The sequence below is a fragment of the Arthrobacter sp. GW460-12-1-14-TSB2 genome (assembly GCF_059423525.1).
The window spans coordinates 282,454-300,963 of record NZ_JBWKYC010000001.1; the positions used below are offsets into that span (position 1 = coordinate 282,454).

General features: G+C 65.3%; 16 protein-coding genes. 11 read left to right on the forward strand and 5 right to left on the reverse strand.

Annotation, left to right across the window (positions count from 1 at the left end; all coding sequences use genetic code 11):
• The first annotated feature begins 1 nt into the window (after position 1).
• From pafA to AC07YR_RS01400, 10 genes are all read left to right on the forward strand, one after another.
• Complete coding sequence (pafA, locus tag AC07YR_RS01355) at positions 2-1,366, forward strand: Pup--protein ligase (protein WP_028269211.1); 1,365 nt, start codon at positions 2-4, stop codon at positions 1,364-1,366.
• Positions 1,367-1,477: 111 nt separating this feature from the next.
• Positions 1,478-2,407 carry an FKBP-type peptidyl-prolyl cis-trans isomerase gene (locus AC07YR_RS01360; RefSeq protein WP_494732838.1) on the forward strand — a complete coding sequence of 310 codons (930 nt, stop codon included), beginning with the start codon at positions 1,478-1,480 and terminating at the stop codon, positions 2,405-2,407.
• A 43-nt stretch (positions 2,408-2,450) separates the two neighbouring features.
• Positions 2,451-2,846, forward strand: a complete 396-nt coding sequence (locus AC07YR_RS01365; RefSeq protein WP_028269209.1) for an FKBP-type peptidyl-prolyl cis-trans isomerase — start codon at positions 2,451-2,453, stop codon at positions 2,844-2,846.
• Between the two features lie 123 nt (positions 2,847-2,969).
• Complete coding sequence (locus AC07YR_RS01370) at positions 2,970-4,970, forward strand: helix-turn-helix transcriptional regulator (RefSeq protein WP_494732839.1); 2,001 nt, start codon at positions 2,970-2,972, stop codon at positions 4,968-4,970.
• A gap of 10 nt (positions 4,971-4,980) precedes the next feature.
• On the forward strand, positions 4,981-5,358 hold the full coding sequence (locus tag AC07YR_RS01375) for a hypothetical protein (RefSeq protein WP_436057699.1): 378 nt from the start codon (positions 4,981-4,983) through the stop codon (positions 5,356-5,358).
• A gap of 32 nt (positions 5,359-5,390) precedes the next feature.
• The gene (gene tatA / locus AC07YR_RS01380; protein WP_055805697.1) at positions 5,391-5,687 is read left to right on the forward strand and encodes a Sec-independent protein translocase subunit TatA; all 297 of its coding nucleotides are present in this window, start codon (positions 5,391-5,393) and stop codon (positions 5,685-5,687) included.
• Between the two features lie 48 nt (positions 5,688-5,735).
• The gene (gene tatC / locus AC07YR_RS01385) at positions 5,736-6,530 is read left to right on the forward strand and encodes a twin-arginine translocase subunit TatC (protein WP_055806611.1); all 795 of its coding nucleotides are present in this window, start codon (positions 5,736-5,738) and stop codon (positions 6,528-6,530) included.
• A gap of 24 nt (positions 6,531-6,554) precedes the next feature.
• Entirely contained in the window at positions 6,555-9,455 is a 2,901-nt protein-coding gene (locus tag AC07YR_RS01390; RefSeq protein WP_494732840.1) for a DEAD/DEAH box helicase, read from the forward strand.
• A 63-nt stretch (positions 9,456-9,518) separates the two neighbouring features.
• The gene (locus tag AC07YR_RS01395; protein ID WP_494732841.1) at positions 9,519-11,195 is read left to right on the forward strand and encodes an amidohydrolase; all 1,677 of its coding nucleotides are present in this window, start codon (positions 9,519-9,521) and stop codon (positions 11,193-11,195) included.
• 421 nt (positions 11,196-11,616) lie between these two features.
• Positions 11,617-12,357: a polyprenol monophosphomannose synthase gene (locus tag AC07YR_RS01400; protein ID WP_436057702.1), complete on the forward strand. Its 741-nt coding sequence runs from the start codon at positions 11,617-11,619 to the stop codon at positions 12,355-12,357.
• A 117-nt stretch (positions 12,358-12,474) separates the two neighbouring features.
• On the opposite strand, the gene AC07YR_RS01405 is transcribed toward AC07YR_RS01400, so the two are convergent.
• The 4 genes from AC07YR_RS01405 to AC07YR_RS01420 form a co-directional block, all read right to left on the reverse strand.
• Positions 12,475-12,822 (reverse strand): RNA polymerase-binding protein RbpA, encoded by a 348-nt coding sequence (locus AC07YR_RS01405; RefSeq protein WP_026266329.1) that lies wholly within the window; start codon positions 12,820-12,822, stop codon positions 12,475-12,477.
• Positions 12,823-13,083: 261 nt separating this feature from the next.
• Positions 13,084-14,085, reverse strand: a complete 1,002-nt coding sequence (locus tag AC07YR_RS01410; RefSeq protein ID WP_436057703.1) for an SPFH domain-containing protein — start codon at positions 14,083-14,085, stop codon at positions 13,084-13,086.
• A gap of 114 nt (positions 14,086-14,199) precedes the next feature.
• A complete protein-coding gene (locus AC07YR_RS01415; protein WP_055805686.1) occupies positions 14,200-14,661 on the reverse strand; it encodes an NfeD family protein in 462 nt (153 codons plus the stop codon).
• Between the two features lie 122 nt (positions 14,662-14,783).
• The gene (locus AC07YR_RS01420) at positions 14,784-15,635 is read right to left on the reverse strand and encodes a putative RNA methyltransferase (protein ID WP_494732842.1); all 852 of its coding nucleotides are present in this window, start codon (positions 15,633-15,635) and stop codon (positions 14,784-14,786) included.
• A gap of 122 nt (positions 15,636-15,757) precedes the next feature.
• On the opposite strand from AC07YR_RS01420, the gene AC07YR_RS01425 reads away from it, so the two are divergent.
• Positions 15,758-17,842 carry a S9 family peptidase gene (locus AC07YR_RS01425; RefSeq protein WP_494732843.1) on the forward strand — a complete coding sequence of 695 codons (2,085 nt, stop codon included), beginning with the start codon at positions 15,758-15,760 and terminating at the stop codon, positions 17,840-17,842.
• Here AC07YR_RS01425 and AC07YR_RS01430 read toward each other — a convergent pair.
• Positions 17,839-18,510 (reverse strand): peptide deformylase, encoded by a 672-nt coding sequence (locus AC07YR_RS01430; protein WP_494732844.1) that lies wholly within the window; start codon positions 18,508-18,510, stop codon positions 17,839-17,841. The genes AC07YR_RS01425 and AC07YR_RS01430 overlap by 4 nt on opposite strands.

Here is an 18,510-nt window from a genome sequence, read left to right on the forward strand (position 1 = left end):
AATGGACAAGCGCATTTTCGGCATTGAAACCGAGTTCGGGATCTCATACTCGAGCCCCGACTCGCGTCCGCTCGCACCTGAGGAGGTGGCACGCTACCTCTTCCGCAAGGTGGTCAGCTGGGGACGTTCATCCAATGTCTTCTTGACCAACGGTTCCCGGCTGTACCTCGATGTGGGGTCCCACCCCGAGTATGCAACCGCCGAATGTGATGACCTGGCGCAGTTGATCGCCCATGACCGCGCAGGCGAGTTGATCCTGGACGACCTCGTGGACGAGGCACAGGAACGACTTGCCGCCGAAGGTTTCAACGGCACGGTCTACCTCTTCAAGAACAACACCGACTCTGCAGGCAATTCCTACGGCAGCCATGAGAACTACCTCATACCCCGCCGCGGGGAATTCTCGAGGCTGGCGGAGATCCTGATTCCCTTCCTGGTGACGCGCCAGCTCATCGCCGGGGCCGGAAAGATCCTGAAGACCCCGCACGGCGCGACCTTCGCTTTTTCCCAGCGCGCGGACCACATCTGGGAAGGCGTTTCTTCGGCCACCACCCGGTCGCGGCCCATCATCAACACCCGGGACGAGCCCCACGCGGACGCGGAATTCTACCGCCGCCTGCACGTGATCGTGGGTGACTCCAACATGTCCGAAACCACGGCCCTGATGAAAGTCGGCACCGTGGACCTGATCCTTCGGATGATCGAGGCCGGCGTGATCATGCGGGACATGCGGATGGAGAATCCGATCCGCAGCATCCGTGAGATCTCCCACGATCTCAGTGGCAGGGCGCTCATCCGCCTTGCCAACGGACGGCAGTTGACGGCGCTGGAGATCCAGCGCGAGTACCTGAACAAAGTCACGTCCTTCGTCGCTGAAAACGGCGCACACAACCAGCACGTGCCCCTCATCCTGGACCTTTGGGAACGGACGCTCACTGCCATTGAGAGCGGGGACACCAGTACGATCGACACCGAGATCGACTGGGCCATCAAGAAGAAGCTGATGGACAGCTACCGTAACCGGCACGGACTCGGGCTGGACGCTCCGAGGATCGCCCAGCTGGACCTCACCTACCACGACATTTCGCGCACGCGCGGCCTCTACTACCTGCTGCAGTCCAGGGGAGCCGTCCGCCGGGTGGTGGATGACACAGCCGTCAAGGACGCCGTCGATGCGCCGCCGCAGACCACCCGCGCCAAGCTCCGCGGCGACTTTGTCCGCCGTGCCCAGGAACTGGGTCGCGACTACACGGTTGACTGGGTGCATCTGAAGCTGAACGACCGGGCCCACCAGACCATCCTGTGCAAGGATCCGTTCCGCAACGTGGACGAACGCGTGGACGCCCTGCTGGACTCTATGGGCTGATACCCAGCTTCAGGGGCTATTCTGGATGGGGCCGTTTATCCGGCCCCGACTGCGTTGCCGCGCGCACCACTCGCGGCATCGCATCCATCTTGCCCCGACGAAAGTTCTTACGTGCGCCGACTACTAGCAATTCTCATTCCCGGACTGCTGCTGATCACCGCCTGCGGCGGATCGCCTGCAGCCCCGGAGCCCACCAGCCAGTCTGCTGGCGAGACCGCCAAGCTCGACTCCCTGAAGCTTACGGACAACGGGGACAAGAAGGCACCCGGTGTCGAATTCGACAAGCCTCTGGACGTGAAGGAAGCCACCGTCAAGGTGGTCACCGAGGGTGACGGGGAGCGCCTGAAGGCGAACCAGATCGCCGACATCTCGATCCTCGCCGTCAGCGGCAAGGACGGCAGCACCCTTGAGGACACCTTCGCCAAGGACCCCGAGCCGCTTGAGCTGAACGACGCCCTCAAGACCGGGAACGCCGTGATCTACAACGCGTTTGTGGGCGCCAAAATAGGCTCGCAGCTTGCCCTCGCCGTGCCGGGCCAGGCCGCCGCGGAAGGCGCCGAGGCCGGCCCCACGCAGCTGCTTGTTGTGAAGGTGCTCTCCGCCAAGGACGCCCCTAAGGTGCTGGACAAGCCGGAGGGTGAGACGGTCACGCCGCCTGCCGGACTCCCTACCGTCAAGGAAAACGACAAAGGAATCCCGGAGATCTCTGTTGACGGTGTGAAGGCACCCACTGAGCTGGTGTCCCAGGATCTCATCAAGGGGACCGGCCCGGCGGTCAAGGAAACCGATACCCTGACCGTCAACTACGTCGGTGTCACCCTGAACGGCGGCACGAAGTTCGATTCCAGCTTCGACCGCGGCGAAAAGGCCAGCTTCCCGCTGACCGGCGTCATCAAGGGCTGGACGCAGGGCCTGGCCGGCAAGAACGTAGGCTCCCGGGTCCTCCTCGTGATTCCGAAGGACCTTGCTTACGGCGATGCCGGACAGGGCGAAGCAAAGGGCGACCTCGTGTTCGTCGTCGATATCCTCGGCGTCAAATAAGCCACTCAACCTCCAAGCCAACCCAAACTAAGAAGGAGCAAGCATGTCATTTGGACAACGCAATTTCGACCGCCAGAAGCCGGAAATTGACTTCCCCGAGGGGGATGTCCCCACCGAACTGGTGATCACCGATCTCATCGAGGGCGACGGAGCCGAAGCCAAGCCGGGCGACACCGTCTCCACCCACTATGTCGGAGTCGCCTGGTCCACTGGCGAAGAATTCGACGCGTCTTGGGGCCGCGGTGCACCGCTGGACTTCCGCGTTGGCGTTGGCCAGGTCATCCAGGGCTGGGACCAGGGCCTGCTGGGCATGAAGGTCGGCGGCCGCCGCCGCCTGGAGATCCCCTCTGAGCTCGCCTACGGTTCCCGCGGCGCCGGCGGAGCGATCGGACCCAACGAAGCACTGATCTTCGTAGTGGACCTCGTCGGAGTCCGCTAAACGGACGACGGTCCGGCGCCAGCCGGACACGCCTGAGGAAGCGCGGTAACAATCGGAAGGAAATTTCCGTTTGTTGCCGCGCTTTCGGGGTTAAGGCGCAACAGCTTTAGTAACGTAGCCAAGGTGTCCGCCTCACGTACAGAACGCCTCCTGAACCTGCTCATCGCGCTCCTCAACACCCGCTACGGCCTGCGGCGCAGTGAACTGCGCAACAAGGTGTACCACGACACGAGCAGCAGCGAGGTTGCCTTCGGCCGCATGTTCGAGCGGGACAAGAGCGACCTCCGCCAGTTCGGCTTCGACGTCGAAACAGTGATGGACCAGGGCTGGGGCTCGGACGATCCTGCCACAACGCGCTACCGCATCGGCAAGGAGTCCAACCGGCTCCCCGACGTCAGCCTCACCTCCGCCGAATGCACGGTGCTCATACTGGCGGCGCAGCTCTGGGAGCAGGCCGCACTCGGATCGGCAGCGCAGGACGCCATGCGCAAGCTGCAGGCGGCCGGCGGCCTCACGGAGGCCGAACTGCCGGCCGGCGTTCAGCCCCGGATCAAGCCCGCCGGCCAGGCCTTTGAGGACCTCATCAGGGCGATGCACGCCCAGCATCCCGTCAGCTTCGCCTACCTGGCCGGCAGCACGGGCCGTGAAGAAGCCCGGACCGTTGAGCCCTGGGGTCTGGGCAGCCGCTTCGGGCAGTGGTACCTGGTGGGCTTCGACCGGGCACGTAAAGCGAAGCGCTTCTTCCGCCTGTCCCGCTTTACGTCCGCCGTAGCCGTCCAGGAGAAAGACCACTACTCGCGTCCGCAAGGCTTCAACGTCCGGCTGGAACTGGATTCCCTCCCCGAGCTGCCGGTGCAGTCCTCGGTGGTGGACGTGGCGGAAGGCAGGGTGCTCGGCCTGCGCAAGCGCGCCACCGAAGCCCCCGCAGACATCCCGCTGGAGGCGCCGCTGGAGGCGTCCGACGCCGGGTGGGACCGGCTCAGCGTCCCCTTCAGGGATGCTGAGGTGCTGGGTGAGGAACTCGCCTCCTACGGGCCCAACGTGGTAGTCCGCGCGCCGGCCGAACTGGTATCGGCAGTCCGGAGGCGGCTGAAAGCTGCAGCGGACTTCGTAGCGTCGCCGGCGCCCGCGATCGTCTTTTCAGAAGCTGCCCCGGCGAAGCGCCCGCGTAAGCGAACGTCCGAGGACCAGCTCAAGCGGATGCTTCAGCTGGTGCCGTTCCTGGTCCACAACCAGGGCCTGCATATCACCGAGGTTGCTTCCAGTTTCGGCGTGACCCGGAAGGAACTGGAAGACGACCTGCGGATCCTGATCTGCTCCGGCCTGCCCGAGGGGTACCCGGATGACCTCCTGGACATCCAGTGGGAAGACGACCACGTCTTCATCACCCAGGACCTTGACCTCAACCGTCCGGTCCGCTTCACGGTGGACGAGGCCTGCGCTCTCCTGACGGGCCTGGAGACCCTCAACGGCCTGCCCGAGCTCGCAGAGGGGAGCGCCCTGGAGTCCGTCACGGTGAAACTGATGGCGGCGGCGGGCGAGGAGGGCCTGAAGGCAGCGTCCATCGCCGGACCCCAGGTGGGCCCGGCTAATTCCGCATACCTTTCGACGATCCGGCAGGCCATCGCGGACGGCCTGCAGTTGCACCTCGCCTACTTCTCCGCGCAACGCGACGCCATGTCCGAACGGGACGTCGACCCGCTGCGGCTCTATTCACTGGACAACACCTGGTATTTCGAGGCCTACTGCCACAGCGCACAGGGGCTTCGGAACTTCCGCCTGGACCGCATCGAGAGCCTGGAACCAAACGGCCGGCCCGTGACCGAAGCTGCACAGCCCGCCGAGGGTTTCCCGGTGAAACTCTTCACCCCGAACGACGACGACACTCTGGTCACCGTGGAACTGGCTCCGCAGGCCATCGGGCTTGCCGACGACTACTACTCGGAGCGGACGGCTCCGCTTCCCAACGGCGGTCTCCTTGCCGAAATCAGGTTCGGCAGCACCGGGTGGCTGCCGACGTTCGTTGCCCAGCATGGCGGAGCCGTCCGTATTCTTGCGCCCGCCAGCCTGGCTGAGGCTGCCGGTGACTGGATCGGCGCGGCCCTGGCCCGCTACGGCGGCTAGACTACTCAGCATGCCTTGGTGGTCTTGGATCCTGATCTGGATAGCGCTCGTAGCCGTTTCCCTTCTTTTTTACGTGCTGTTGGGAATAAGGCTGTTCAGGCAGTTCATGGCCACGGCCAGGGACCTGGGTGCCGCCGGTGAACGGTTCGGCGCACCGCTCGCCAACCTCACCGACCCTGCACCGTTGCTGGGCCAGACGCCCGACGGGGAGCACGACCCGGGACGGCACCCATTGGCCGGTTCAGCGGTTTTTGCCTCGCCGATGCAGATGAGACATGATTACCTCACGTCCAAATCCTCCCGCAGGGATGAACGCCGCCGCCGGCGGGTTCAGCGCAAAGCGGACCGTGGCCAGCCCCAGGCGCTGCGCGACATCGATTTCGGTTAGACGTAGGATGTATTTCGAGGAAAGGACTTCCAGTGGGACGACTCTTTGATGGCCCTTGGCCCATCGTCATTATTATCATCGTGGCTCTGCTTCTTTTTGCTGCCCCCAAGCTTCCGGCCATGGCCCGCAGCCTCGGCCAGTCAATGCGGATCATTAAATCCGAGGTCAAGGAAATGAAGAACGACGGCAAACCCGAGGCCAAAGACGGCACGGACCCGGTTGAAGGCAAAATCGTCAACCACCCGCAGTCCCGGCCGCAAAACGGTGACACCGGCAGCGGCACTGGCAGCGCCGACGGCACCGACGTTCCGCCGTCGAACCGCGTTTGACCTGAAGTGGCACTGACGAAGGGCCGTAAATCCAACCCCGAGGGCCGGATGGCCCTGATGGACCACCTTAAGGAGCTCAAGAACCGGCTCATTAAGTCGGCTATCGGACTTGTGATCGGCGGCATCGGGGGCTGGATCCTCTACGACCCGGTTTTGAGCGCGCTGAAGGAACCCGTCGATCGGATCGCCGAGACAACTGGCGGCACCTCTTCGGTGAACTTCTCCAGCATTGCATCGCCGTTTGACTTCAAACTGCAGCTTTCGCTGCTGATCGGCGCGGTCATCTCGAGCCCCATCTGGATCTACCAGCTGTGGGCCTTCATTACCCCCGGCCTTACCAAGAAGGAACGGCACTACACGCTCGGCTACATGGCCGCAGCGGTGCCGCTCTTCCTTGCCGGCGTCTGGGTTGGCTGGATGGTGACGCCGCAGGTGGTGCGCGCGCTGACCCAGTTCACTCCTGCCGGGTTCTCCAACCTCATCGATGCCCGCGACTATGTCGACTTCGTCACCCGCATGGTCCTGTTCCTTGGCCTCGCGTTCCTCGTCCCCGTCGTCCTGGTGGGCGTCAACATGGCCGGCATTATCAGGGGCGAGACCATCCTGAAGGCCTGGCGCATCACGGTCTTCCTGGTGTTCGTGCTGGCCGCCGTCGCGGCACCGGGAGCGGACGCACTGTCCATGTTCCTGCTCGCAGGCCCGCTGCTTGCATTGTTTTTCGCCGCCATCGGACTCTGTATCTTCAACGACCGGCGCCGGGATCGTAAGGCTGCAAAGATCGCCGCCGAAACTGACGCGACGGCAGACATCGCGACGCCCGGGTCGGAACTGGGGAAACTGTAGCCCCTCGCCCACTAGGCTGGAAGTATGTCCTCCACAACCGGGCCACAGTCGCCATCCGAACTCTATCGGGCCAGTGCCGAACGGACCGCAGAAGCCAACACCTACCTCGGCGCATTCGTCCGGACGCTGGATTTCGAACTCGACGATTTCCAGCGCCAGGCCTGCAAATCCCTGCAACAGGGCAGGGGAGTGCTGGTCGCGGCCCCCACCGGTGCCGGCAAGACCATCGTGGGGGAGTTCGCCATCTATCTGGCACTCCAGCGCGGGCTCAAAGCTTTCTACACCACCCCGATCAAAGCGCTGAGCAACCAGAAGTACTCGGAGCTGGCGGACAAGTACGGCCCGGAAAACGTAGGGCTCCTGACAGGCGATACCAGCCTCAATGGCGACGCCCCGGTGGTTGTGATGACAACCGAAGTCCTGCGGAACATGCTCTACGCGGATTCAGACACCCTGGACGACCTCGGCTTCGTGGTCATGGACGAGGTCCACTACCTCGCTGACCGGTTCCGCGGCGCCGTCTGGGAAGAAGTCATCATCCACCTGCCGAGCGAAGTCCAGGTGGCTTCGCTGAGCGCCACAGTTTCCAATGCCGAGGAATTCGGCGCCTGGCTTGACACCGTCCGCGGACACACCGACGTCATCGTTACCGAGCACCGGCCGGTGCCGCTCTGGCAGCACGTCATGGTGGGACGGGAGATCGTGGACCTCTTCGCGGGCGAAACGACATTCGATGAGATTGCCCCCGAAGGGGAAGCGAACCCCGGCGCAACGGCCATGACGGCCATGACGGCCAACGTAGCCCTCGAACGGGGGTTTGAAGTGAACCCCGACCTGCTGGCCATGGCACGCACCGAGAGCCAGATGAATTCACGGGCCCGCTTCGGCCATGGCGGACGCAGCCAGCGTCGCCAGCAGAGCCAGCGCGGCGACAACCGCTCCCAGGCAGCCCAGCAGGGTGCCGTCCGCAAGGCCAGCCGCCCCCAGGTCATCGCCAGCCTGGACCGGCAGGACCTGCTGCCCTCCATTACCTTCATCTTCTCCCGCGCCGGCTGCGATGCTGCAGTGGCCCAGTGCGTCGCAGCCGGCTTGTGGCTGACTACCGAGCGGGAACAACAGATCATTGCCAGCCGCGTTGACGAAGCGGCACAGGACATCCCCTCGGACGATCTGGACGTACTCGGATTCTGGAGTTGGCGCGACGGCCTCCTGCGGGGTCTGGCAGCCCACCATGCAGGGATGCTCCCGACGTTCAAGGAAGTCGTGGAGAAGCTCTTCGTCGAAGGCCTGGTCAAGGCGGTCTTCGCCACCGAAACCCTGGCGCTGGGCGTCAACATGCCGGCACGTTCCGTGGTCCTCGAAAAGCTGGACAAATTCAACGGCGAAGCCCACGTTGGCATCACCGCCGGCGAGTACACTCAGCTCACCGGCCGCGCCGGACGCCGCGGCATCGATGTCGAGGGCCACGCCGTGGTGCTCTGGCAGCCCGGGACGGACCCCACAGCAGTGGCAGGCCTCGCGTCCCGCCGCACCTACCCGCTGAACTCGAGCTTCCGCCCCACGTACAACATGAGCATCAACCTCCTGGCGCAGTTCGGCAGGCCGCGTGCCCGGGAAATCCTGGAGTCCTCCTTCGCCCAGTTCCAGGCGGACCGTTCCGTGGTGGGCCTGGCCAAGCAGGTCCGGAGCAGGGAGGAGTCCCTGGCCGGCTTCCAAAAATCCATGACATGCCATCTCGGTGATTTCACCGAGTACTCCCGGCTTCGGCGGGAACTTTCGGACACGGAAAACGCCGCCTCCCGCAGCACTTCGAAGGCCCGCAAGTCCATTACCGAGGACTCCCTGAGCAGGCTCCTCCCGGGCGATGTGGTGGACGTGCCGACAGGCAGGGCGCCCGGTCTGGCTGTGGTGCTCGGCTCAGACCACAACTCCCGCGAGCCGCGTCCCGCGGTGCTGACGCTGGACAACCAGTTGCGCAGGATAGGCATCCAGGACCTTGAAGGACCCATCACCCCGGTGACCCGGGTCCGCATCCCCAAGTCGTTCAACGCGAAGGTCCCCAAGTCGCGCAAAGACCTGGCGGCTTCGGTCCGGAACGCCATCCGGGAAAACCGTCCCCCGGCGCCCGGAAACACCCGCAACACTGATTTCGGCAGGGCGGCGGCCCTGCCGGACCAGGAGAAGCGGATTACCGAACTGCGGCTGGCGCTCCGGTCCCATCCGTGCCACGGCTGCAGTGAACGCGAGGATCACGCACGCTGGTCGGAGCGCTGGTTGAAACTCCGCCGCGAAACGGACGGACTGGCCCGCGAAATCCAGGGCCGGACAAACACTATCGCCAAGACGTTCGACCGGGTCTGCGACCTTCTCTCCAGTTATGGCTACCTCGAAACGTCCGATTCGGGAAGGGTGACCATCAACGCCGACGGCCAGAAGCTGCGCCGTATCTACGGCGAAAAGGACCTCCTTATTTCCCAGTCCCTCCGGCAAGGTGCGTTCAGCGACCTTGACGCCACCGAAGTGGCGGCACTCGCGAGCGTGCTGGTTTTCCAGGCCAAGCGGGAAGAACGCGGGCTGCGGCCCAGGATGCCCAGCGTGTCCCTGGAGACCGCCGTTGACATCGTCGTTCGGGAATGGTCTGTGCTGGAAGATGCCGAGGAAGAGAACAAGCTTCCGTTGACCGGTGAGCCGGAGCTGGGGCTCGTGTGGCCCATCTTCAAGTGGGCCAAGGGCAGGCACCTCCAGGAGGTCCTCAGCGGCACGGACCTGGCAGCCGGCGACTTTGTCCGGTGGGTCAAGCAGGTCATCGACCTCCTGGACCAGCTGGCGAAGATCCCCGGCCTGGATCCGAGGCTCTCACGGCTCTGTTCGGAGGCCATCATCCTGGTGCGCCGCGGGGTGGTCGCCTACTCCACGGTGGTGTGACCCCAACGGTCCCCGCCAGCACATTTCCACTACCTTCAAGGCTGCTTAGGAGCACCACACAACATGACTGACGCACGGGCGGACCAGCCGGCCGGAGAACGCAAAGTGACGCTTTACCGCAATGGTTCCGTCTACACCGCTGCCGACCCCTTTGCCACGGCACTGCTGGTGGACGGTGACACCGTGGCATGGGTCGGTTCAGAGCAGGCAGCAACATCCATCGCCGATTCGTCCATGGACATCGTCGACCTTCATGGCGCACTCCTGGCCCCCGGCTTTGTTGACTCACATGTTCACCTGACCGAAACGGGCATTGCCCTGGACTCGCTGCAGCTGGGCGCAGTGCGCTCGGCCGCCGAACTCCTGGATGCCGTGGCTGCCTCCGTTGCGGGGTCGTCAGCCGCTGCCGGTGCCACCGTCCTGGGCCATGGCTGGGACGAGAGCAACTGGTCCGACCCGGCACTGCCCAGCCGCGAGGAACTGGAACGTGCGGCAGGGGGCAGGCGCGTGTATCTCTCCCGCGTCGACGCCCATTCCGCGCTGGTGTCATCATCCCTGGCCGAAGCAGCCGGCCTAGCCGGGTTGGACGGCTACTCGGCCGGCAGCCAGGTGAAACGCCAGGCCCACACGTCGGCCAGGCTTGCCGCGCGGCAGCTGCCGGACGAGGCCCTGCGAAGCTACCAGTCGCGCGCCTTGGCCGAAGCCGCCGCAAACGGCTATGTGGCAGTGGCGGAAATGGCCGCGCCGCATATCGGCAGCCCTGCAGACCTGCGGATTGCCGCTGGTTGGAACGGCCCGGATGCACTCGGGAAGCCGATGCCCGAGGTCCTGCCGTACTGGGGCCAGCTGGCCGGGTCCGAGGAAGATGCCCGCGCTATCCTGGCAGGCCTCGGAGCAGGCGTGCGCGGACTCGCCGGGGACCTGAACGTTGACGGTTCCATTGGGTCCCGCACTGCCGCACTCAGGAACGACTACAGCGATGCCCCGGGAGAGCGCGGCAGCCTCTACCTGTCGGTGGACCAGGCAGCCGCCCACTTGGCCGCCTGTTCCATGCTGGGTATCCAGGGGGGCTTCCACGTCATCGGAGACGCAGGACTCGACGCGGCCCTGGACGCACTGGACCGGGCGGCCGCGGAAGTGGGGGAGCAGCGGGTCAGGGCCGCCGGCCACCGGTTCGAACATGTGGAAATGGCCGACGCCGACGCAATCGGCCGGCTGGCCAAATACTCCGTGACAGTCAGTGTGCAGCCGGGATTCGACGCGGCGTGGGGCGGAGCCGGGCGCCTTTATCAGGAACGTCTGGGGCACCGGGAGCGCGGGATGAATGCTTTTGCATCGTTCTATGCTGCAGGAGTTCCCATCAGCTTTGGCAGCGACAGTCCTGTCACTCCGCTCAACCCTTGGGCAAGCGTCCGCGCCTGCCTTGAGCACAGCAACCCGGACCAGCGCATCTCAGCGAGGGCGGCTTTCCTTGGCCACACCAGGGCCGGCTGGCGGGCAGCCAAGTACCGCAACCCGATGGCCGGCCAGCTGGTTCCGGGCGCACCGGCCAGTTTCGCGGTCTGGGAAGTGGAGGAACTCATGGTGCAGGTCGCGGACGGCCGGGTTCAGTCCTGGAGTACGGACCCCCGGGCGCGCACACCCTTGTTGCCGGCGCTGGACACCGGCAGCGATCCTGTGTGCCTGCAGACCGTCCGGGACGGAAAAGAGTTGTTCACAAACGGCTCCCTGCGGTCATAGGCCGGAAAGCTTACCGGCGCGCCGTATGCTCCTGACCTGCAGTTATGCCTAAAACTGCAGGTCAAACCCGGGTTGACACTGCCGGGGCTGTCCGTAGCATTGAGTCGCAACGGACGGAACCAACAGTCAAGGGGCTCCGTCTGGCCGCGTGACTCGCCAGCAGGTGCCCAGCCCGGACCTGCCGTCGGGCCAGACCGTGGCAGTCCCGGGGGCAGGTCCACTTTGCAGCAGAAAACAGTTCCGCCGAGGCACATCGAATCCGGACGCAACTGGCCCGAGGCATGTGGACCTGCCCGCGGCCCGCCCGCGTGACGCGCCCCGCCAGCGCAAACTCCCTATAATGGTGACTTGCGCCTTAAAGCCCTCACTTCTGTTCGGCTTCGTGGCGCGTGACCGCTCCCATCAAGGAAAGGGCCTCGCTGTGCGTGTCCTCACCATCATCCCGACCTATAACGAGCTGGAATCGTTGCCCAAGACACTCGCACGCCTGCGCGCGGCCGTCCCGGCTTCCGATGTGCTGGTGGTGGACGACAACAGCCCGGACGGCACCGGACAGCTTGCGGACGGCATCGCCGCGGAGGACAGCCAGGTCCACGTTCTGCACCGCGAAGGCAAGGCCGGCCTGGGAGCCGCCTACATCGCCGGGTTCAAGTGGGGGCTGGAAGCCGGGTACGACATCCTGGTGGAAATGGACGCCGACGGATCCCACCAGCCCGAGCAGCTGCAGCAGCTCCTGGACGCCGTGGAAGAGGGCGCAGACCTAGCCATGGGCTCCCGCTGGGTGCCGGGCGGCAGCGTGGTCAACTGGCCCCTGTACCGCCAGGCCATCTCACGGATCGGCAGCACGTACGCCCGCCTTATGCTGGGCATCAAAATCAAGGACGTCACAGGCGGCTACCGCGCCTTCCGGCGGACGACGCTTGAGAAGCTCAACCTGGACCAGGTGGACTCCGTCGGCTACGGATTCCAGGTGGACCTCGCCTGGCGGGTGGCCAAAATGGGCCTGAAGATCGTGGAACGACCCATCACGTTCGTGGAGCGGGAACTCGGAGCTTCCAAGATGAGCGGCAACATCGTGGTGGAAGCCATGATCAACGTCACCAAGTGGGGACTCACCGCCCGCTGGCGGAAGCTCACAGGCCGCGGTTCGGCCACGTCCTAGTCGGCCCGTGCTGAACATCGGGCACTAGCCGGACACAAGAAAAGGGCCGGGCCCGTAACCTCTCCAAGAGGTTACGGGCCCGGCCCTTGCGTTCTCGACTTCGCGGGGGGCGCTGGTCTAGGCCGAGCGCCGTTCGCCGCGGCGTTCGCGAAGGATGGTCAGACGGTCTTCGAGGATCTGCTCGAGCTCGGGCAGTGAACGGCGTTCCAGGAGCATGTCCCAGTGCGTGCGCACGGCCTTCTCGTTGCTGTTGACGGGGCGTTCGCCGTCAACGAGCAAGGCTTCCTTGCCGGTCTTCGAAACCCACACCGGAGGAATCTCGGCTTCGGAGGAGAAGGTAACGAAGACCTGCTCGCCGTCCTCGCAACGATACTCAACCCGCTGGCGCGGAGCCGGCTCAACACCGGATTCGGTCTCCATGCTCTGTGCGCCAAGACGCATGCCCCGGAGGCTGCGATCGCTCATGATTTCTCCCTTTGGTCGGTTCGCGGAGCCAGGCTCCGCGCTAGCCGGGGCAGCTCACGCCTCGGACTACTGTTTGCACTGCCCTGCATCATTAGACACAACGCTTTGCCAAGCTTGATTGTTCCAGCAGGTCTGAACCGGCCGGACAAATATCCCATTATACGGGCTAACTTCCCGGCGCGTAAAGCCGGACGCTGCCGCAGGCGCAAGGAGGTGCCCGCAACGCGGACACCTCCCGCGGCCAATGCCGGACGTTGTTGCCTACAGAGGCTGCCGCGGGTCCGCGGGCTGCGTGCCCCCGTGGTTGGCGGCGGTGCCGCCGCCAGTGCCGCCGTCGTCCGCCTTGGTATCACTGCCGCCGCCGAAGAGACCGCCGGTGCGGGGATCAGCATTGTTGCCTCCGAGGACATTGCCGATGCCCTTCAGGGCCTCCCCGACTTCGCTGGGGATGATCCAGAGCTTATTGGAGGAACCTTCGGCCAGCTTCGGCAGTGTCTGCAGGTACTGATAGGCCAGGAGCTTGTTGTCCGGGTTGCCCTTGTGGATGGCGTCGAATACTTTCTGGATGGCCTGGGCTTCACCGTCGGCGCGGAGGATGGCAGCCTTGGCATCACCTTCGGCCTTCAGGATGGAAGACTGGCGCTGCCCTTCCGCCGTGAGGATGGCCGACTGCTTGGTGCCCTCGGCCGTGAGGATGGCTGCGCGGCGGTCGCGTTCGGCACGCATCTGCTTTTCCATCGAATCCTGGATGGAGTGGGGCGGATCAATGGCCTTCAGTTCCACACGGGAAACCCGGATGCCCCAGCGGCCGGTCGCTTCATCCAGTACGCCGCGAAGCTGGCCGTTGATCTGGTCGCGGGAGGTCAGGGCCTCCTCGAGGTTCAGGCCGCCAACAACATTTCGGAGTGTGGTGGTGGTCAGCTGTTCGACCGCCTGGATGTAGTTCGCAATCTCGTAGGTGGCTGCCCTGGCGTCCGTGACCTGGAAATAGACCACGGTGTCAATGGAAACGACGAGGTTGTCCTCGGTGATAACCGGCTGCGGGGGGAATGACACAACCTGCTCGCGAAGGTCCAGGAGCGGCAGGAGCCTGTCCACGAAGGGAATCAGGATGGTCAGGCCCGGTAGCAGGGTCCGCTGGTACTTACCGAGCCGTTCCACGACGCCGGCGCGGGCCTGCGGGACGATCCGCACCGACCGGACCAGCACTATTATTACGAACGCAACGAGAACCAGCAGCACGATTGCGACTGCGATATCCATACATCACCTATTCCCCAGTTATGTGCCTTGCTATTTTGCGGCGGTGGTCCGCCGCGTGCCCGGCGCCGGTGGCGGCGGCCGGAAAAATGTCCTTGCGTGCTGGCGCTGCCGGTCCTACTGGACGGCCGTCTCCGGCTGTGGCGCCACCACCGCGGTGGCTCCTTCGATGGCCGAAACCACTACTCGCTGCCCGGCGTTCAGGACGCCGTTCTCCGAGCGTGCGCTCCAGACGTCCCCGCCGATCTTGACCAGCCCGGAGGAGGTGCTGACCGTCTCCATGACGAGGGCGGACTCGCCGATCAGGCGGTCGATGTTGGTCCGCTGCTCCGCAGGGCCTTTCTTCAGGTGCTTCAGCGCAACCGGACGGACGAAGACCACCATCAGCAGTGAGACTACGCAGAAGACCACGATCTGCAGCCAGAAGTCGGCACCGGCGAAATCAGCCAGCAGTCCGGCCAGCGCTCCGCCTCCCAGCATGATGAAGAAGAGGTCCAGGGTGAGCATCTCCACCACGGCAAACGCCAGGAAAACGGTGAGCCACAGTGCCCACCAGTTCTCGTTAAGCCATTCAAACATGCGTTCCCCCTCCGTCCCCGGGGCTGCGGACGCAGGCCCTCAGTAACTGTCCTTCCATCCTAGACCGAAGCGGCGGGGCGCAGGAGGGGACCGTTTGGCACGTTCGGAAAGTAGTCAAGTCGTTATGCGGGCGGCTGCTCCAAGGGTTCAAACACGCTGATCCGGAACCGGGCCGAGACCTGCGTGAGGGGCGGCAGCGCCGCGATGATGGCGTCCAGGGCTGCGGGATCCAAGTGGTGTCCGGCGGGCCCCATCAGGGCCAGATTGCCGACGTCGGCCGGTTCAAGCCCTAGATCCAGGTCCAACTCCCGGGTGGAGCGCTGGGCGAAGTGTCCGGCCAGGGAGGCGGCAAGCCGCTCCTCCTTGGCCGGCTCGATCCCGAGCATGCCGGTCTGTCCCGCTATTTCAGCAAGATGGCCTGACCGCGGGGTCACCACGATCAGCCGCCCGCCGGGGCGGAGCACGCGGGCGAATTCCGCGGCGTTCCTCGGCGCGAAAACGACCGTGACGACGTCAACAGCTGCGTCCGCGACCGGAAGCGGCTGCCAGACGTCGCTGACCAGGTTGACGGCGTCGGGATTCATCCGGGCCGCGCGCCGCAGCGCGAATTTGGAAATATCCAGGCCGATGGCGGACGCGGGGGCCACCGCCAGCAGCGCATTCAGGTAATGTCCGGTTCCCGTTCCGGCATCCAGCACCGCAGCGTCCGCCCCGCGAAGCGCGGCGGCGGCCAGTTCCGCGACCGCGTCGGCAAGCGGCCGGTAATGCCCGCTGGACAGGAAGTCGAAGCGGGCGGCCACCATAGCGGCGGTATCGGCTTCGAAGACAGTGCCCTTGCCCACCAGCAAGTTGAAGTAGCCCTGCCGGGCCGCGTCAAAACTGTGGCCCTCCGGGCAGGCCAGCCGGTTTCCGCGGAGGGTAAGGCTGTTCCGGCAGACGGGGCACAGGAGCAAACGGGCGGCGTCGGGAAGCATGCACCCAATCCTAGGGCCGCGGCGGGGGGCGCCGTCCCCGGCGCTCCACGGCCTGAAGCACCGCGACCGGGCGCGGCGTGAGTTATTTCACAGGTCATGCGTGAGCCGTTAGGCTCACAGGCGTGAAGCCTGAACATCTGCCCCTGCTGAAGTCCGTTTCCGCCCCCGCCGTCCACCCTGACGGCAGCCGGGCCGTGGTTTCGGTGGTCCGCCCCGATTTCGACGCCGACACCTACGTGGGCCAGCTCTGGACCGTGCCGCTGGATCCGGAGAAGCTGCCCCGCCGGCTGACCCGCGGTTTCCGCGACACTGCCCCGGCTTTTTCGCCGGACGGGCTGGTGCTGGCGTTCCTGCGCGCGACGGCAGGCGGGAGGCCGCAGCTTCACGTCGTGGAGGCGGCCGGCGGCGAACCGCAGGTCCTGACCAACGCCAGGCTCGGCGTCTCATCCTTTGCGTGGTCTCCCGATTCGCGCAGCATTGTCTTCGGTGCCAGAACGCCCGACGACGGCCGGTACGGCACGCTGGACGGCGTATCCGCCGGTGCTGAGGACGCAAGGCTGATCACGGACTACAAATACCGGATGAACGGCGTCGGGTATACGGCGGACAAGCCCCTCCAGCTCTTCATCGTGGAGGTCCCCGAACTGGACGACGAACCGCGCGTGGCGCCGGTTGGCCGGGCGCTGAAGGCCCGCAAGCCCGCAGCGAAAGATCCGGCGGCGGGCCCCGGTCCGGCGGCAGACGCCGACGCCCGCGAAGCCGCAGCCGATGCGGCGGCGAGCGAACTGCTCCCGGCCGCGCGGCAACTGACCTTTGCCGCGGCAGACCACAGCGGTGAATCGTTCAGCGCGGACGGACAATCCGTGTACTTCGTTGCGGCCCTTCACGAAGGCAGTGACCGTGACCTGGAAGCCGGTGTGTACCGGGTGGCAGCCTCGGGCGGTGAGCCGGAATCCATCAAAGCGGCCAACAGCGGGCGCCAGACGATCGGTGCCGCACGCCAGTCCAGGAACGGGAAGTGGCTGTTCTACACCGCCCAGGAACTCGGCGAGTCCGGCCAGGACTTTGTGGCACGGAATACGGCCCTGTACGTGATGCCGGCGGAAGGCGGCGACGCCAGCGTCCTCAGCGACGTGGAAATGATGGACCTTGCCGGAGGCTCCGGGGAACTGGAGCTCCGCGGACCCGATTCGGTACTGCTCCTGAACAACGCGCAGGGAACGGTTGAGTTGCTCGAGTTTGGAGCAACAGGCAACCACTCGCTGCTGGTCCACGGAGACCGGGTCGTCACAGGCGCTGCGTCCGCGGGCGGCTCACTGTTCGTCAGCCTCTGCGACGCCGCCACAGCGGGGGACGTCGCGGCGCTGGAGGGCGGCCAGCTGAGGCTGTTGACGGATTTTTCGGCCGAACTGCGGCTTCAGGCCGAGATTATTGAGCCCAGGGAACTGACCTTCGATGCGGCTGACGGCTACCCGGTCCACGGCTGGCTGGTGCTGCCGACCGGAAAAGGTCCGCACCCCGTCCTGCTCAACATCCACGGCGGGCCTTTCTCGCAGTACACCGTGGCCCTGTTCGACGAAGCGCAGGTATACGCCGCGGCCGGCTACGCGGTGCTCATGTGCAACCCCCGCGGCTCTGCCGGTTACGGCCAGGCCCACGGGCGTGCCATCAAGGAAAAGATGGGAACCGTGGACATGCTGGACGTCCTGTCCTTCCTCGACGGCGCGCTGGCAAAGTTCCAGGAGCTCGACGGCGGTTCGCTCGGGATCATGGGAGGTTCCTACGGCGGATACCTCACGGCGTGGACCATCAGCCAGGACCACCGTTTCAAAGCGGCCATCGTGGAGCGCGGATTCCTCGATCCGGTCAGTTTCGTCGGCTCCTCGGATATCGGCTGGTTCTTCGGCGGCGAGTACACCGGAAGCTCAGCGGAACAGATGGCCGCCCAAAGCCCCATGGCCACCGTCCGCAACGTCCGCACGCCGTCGCTGGTCATCCACAGTGAAGAAGACCTCCGCTGCCCGGTGGAACAGGGCCAGCGATATTTCACGGCACTGAAGCAGCAGGGTGTGGACGCTGCGTTCCTTGTCTTCCCGGGCGAAAACCACGAGCTGTCCCGGTCCGGCACCCCGCACCACCGGAAGCAGCGCTTCGAGGAAATCCTGCGCTGGTGGTCCCGCTACCTGCCCACCCGGTCCAACCCCTAGTCCGCGGGTTCGTCCGGCAGGAAACCCAGCTCCTGCCGGGCGAGGCCAATGTCCGGGTGGGCCCACCGCGCACCGTATTCCGCGTTGTTGCTCAGGGAGCGCAGCTCGGCTTTGTCGATGTAGAGCACACCCTGCAGATGGTCCGTCTCGTGCTGGACGATACGCGCCTGCCAGCCGGAGAAATCCCGCTGCAGCGTGGTTCCCGATGCGTCGGTGAAGTCGAGGCGCACTGACTCGTGCCGCGACACCACGGCCTGCAGGCCCTGGAGCGAAAGGCAACCTTCGAAGAAGGCCGCGGCGCCGGTCCCCACTGGGGAATAGCTCGGATTGATGACCGTAAAGAACTCCAGCGGTGTCCGGTTTCTGACAGCGGCAGTATCGGCGTCGACGTCGTATTGGTCCTCGAGGACGGCGAGCTGCAGGGGAATGCCGAGCTGCGGGGCCGCCAGGCCGACACCGGGCGCGTCATGCATCACCTCACGCATCAGCGCGATGAGCGCGGCGAGTTCGGCGCTGTCCAGCTGGCCGTCGTACGGTGCAGCTTGCTGCCGGAGCACCGGATGGCCGGCCTGCACAATGGGCGGAAGCACCCCGGCGGCGAGGATCTCCTGGACGGTTTCCCTGATCCGGGCGTTGCTGAACGGGGTGGGGTTCGCGACATGAAGCAT

Bases quoted from the DNA above. Each gene is read 5' to 3' on its own strand.
- AC07YR_RS01405 (WP_026266329.1), bottom strand. From the start codon at position 12,822: ATGAGCGATCGCAGCCTCCGGGGCATGCGTCTTGGCGCACAGAGCATG.
- AC07YR_RS01395 (WP_494732841.1), top strand. From the start codon at position 9,519: ATGACTGACGCACGGGCGGACCAGCCGGCCGGAGAACGCAAAGTGACG.
- AC07YR_RS01420 (WP_494732842.1), bottom strand. From the start codon at position 15,635: ATGCTTCCCGACGCCGCCCGTTTGCTCCTGTGCCCCGTCTGCCGGAAC.
- AC07YR_RS01410 (WP_436057703.1), bottom strand. From the start codon at position 14,085: ATGGATATCGCAGTCGCAATCGTGCTGCTGGTTCTCGTTGCGTTCGTA.
- AC07YR_RS01375 (WP_436057699.1), top strand. From the start codon at position 4,981: ATGCCTTGGTGGTCTTGGATCCTGATCTGGATAGCGCTCGTAGCCGTT.
- AC07YR_RS01430 (WP_494732844.1), bottom strand. From the start codon at position 18,510: ATGCTTCATGTCGCGAACCCCACCCCGTTCAGCAACGCCCGGATCAGG.
- AC07YR_RS01365 (WP_028269209.1), top strand. From the start codon at position 2,451: ATGTCATTTGGACAACGCAATTTCGACCGCCAGAAGCCGGAAATTGAC.
- AC07YR_RS01415 (WP_055805686.1), bottom strand. From the start codon at position 14,661: ATGTTTGAATGGCTTAACGAGAACTGGTGGGCACTGTGGCTCACCGTT.
- tatC (WP_055806611.1), top strand. From the start codon at position 5,736: ATGGCCCTGATGGACCACCTTAAGGAGCTCAAGAACCGGCTCATTAAG.
- AC07YR_RS01390 (WP_494732840.1), top strand. From the start codon at position 6,555: ATGTCCTCCACAACCGGGCCACAGTCGCCATCCGAACTCTATCGGGCC.
- pafA (WP_028269211.1), top strand. From the start codon at position 2: ATGGACAAGCGCATTTTCGGCATTGAAACCGAGTTCGGGATCTCATAC.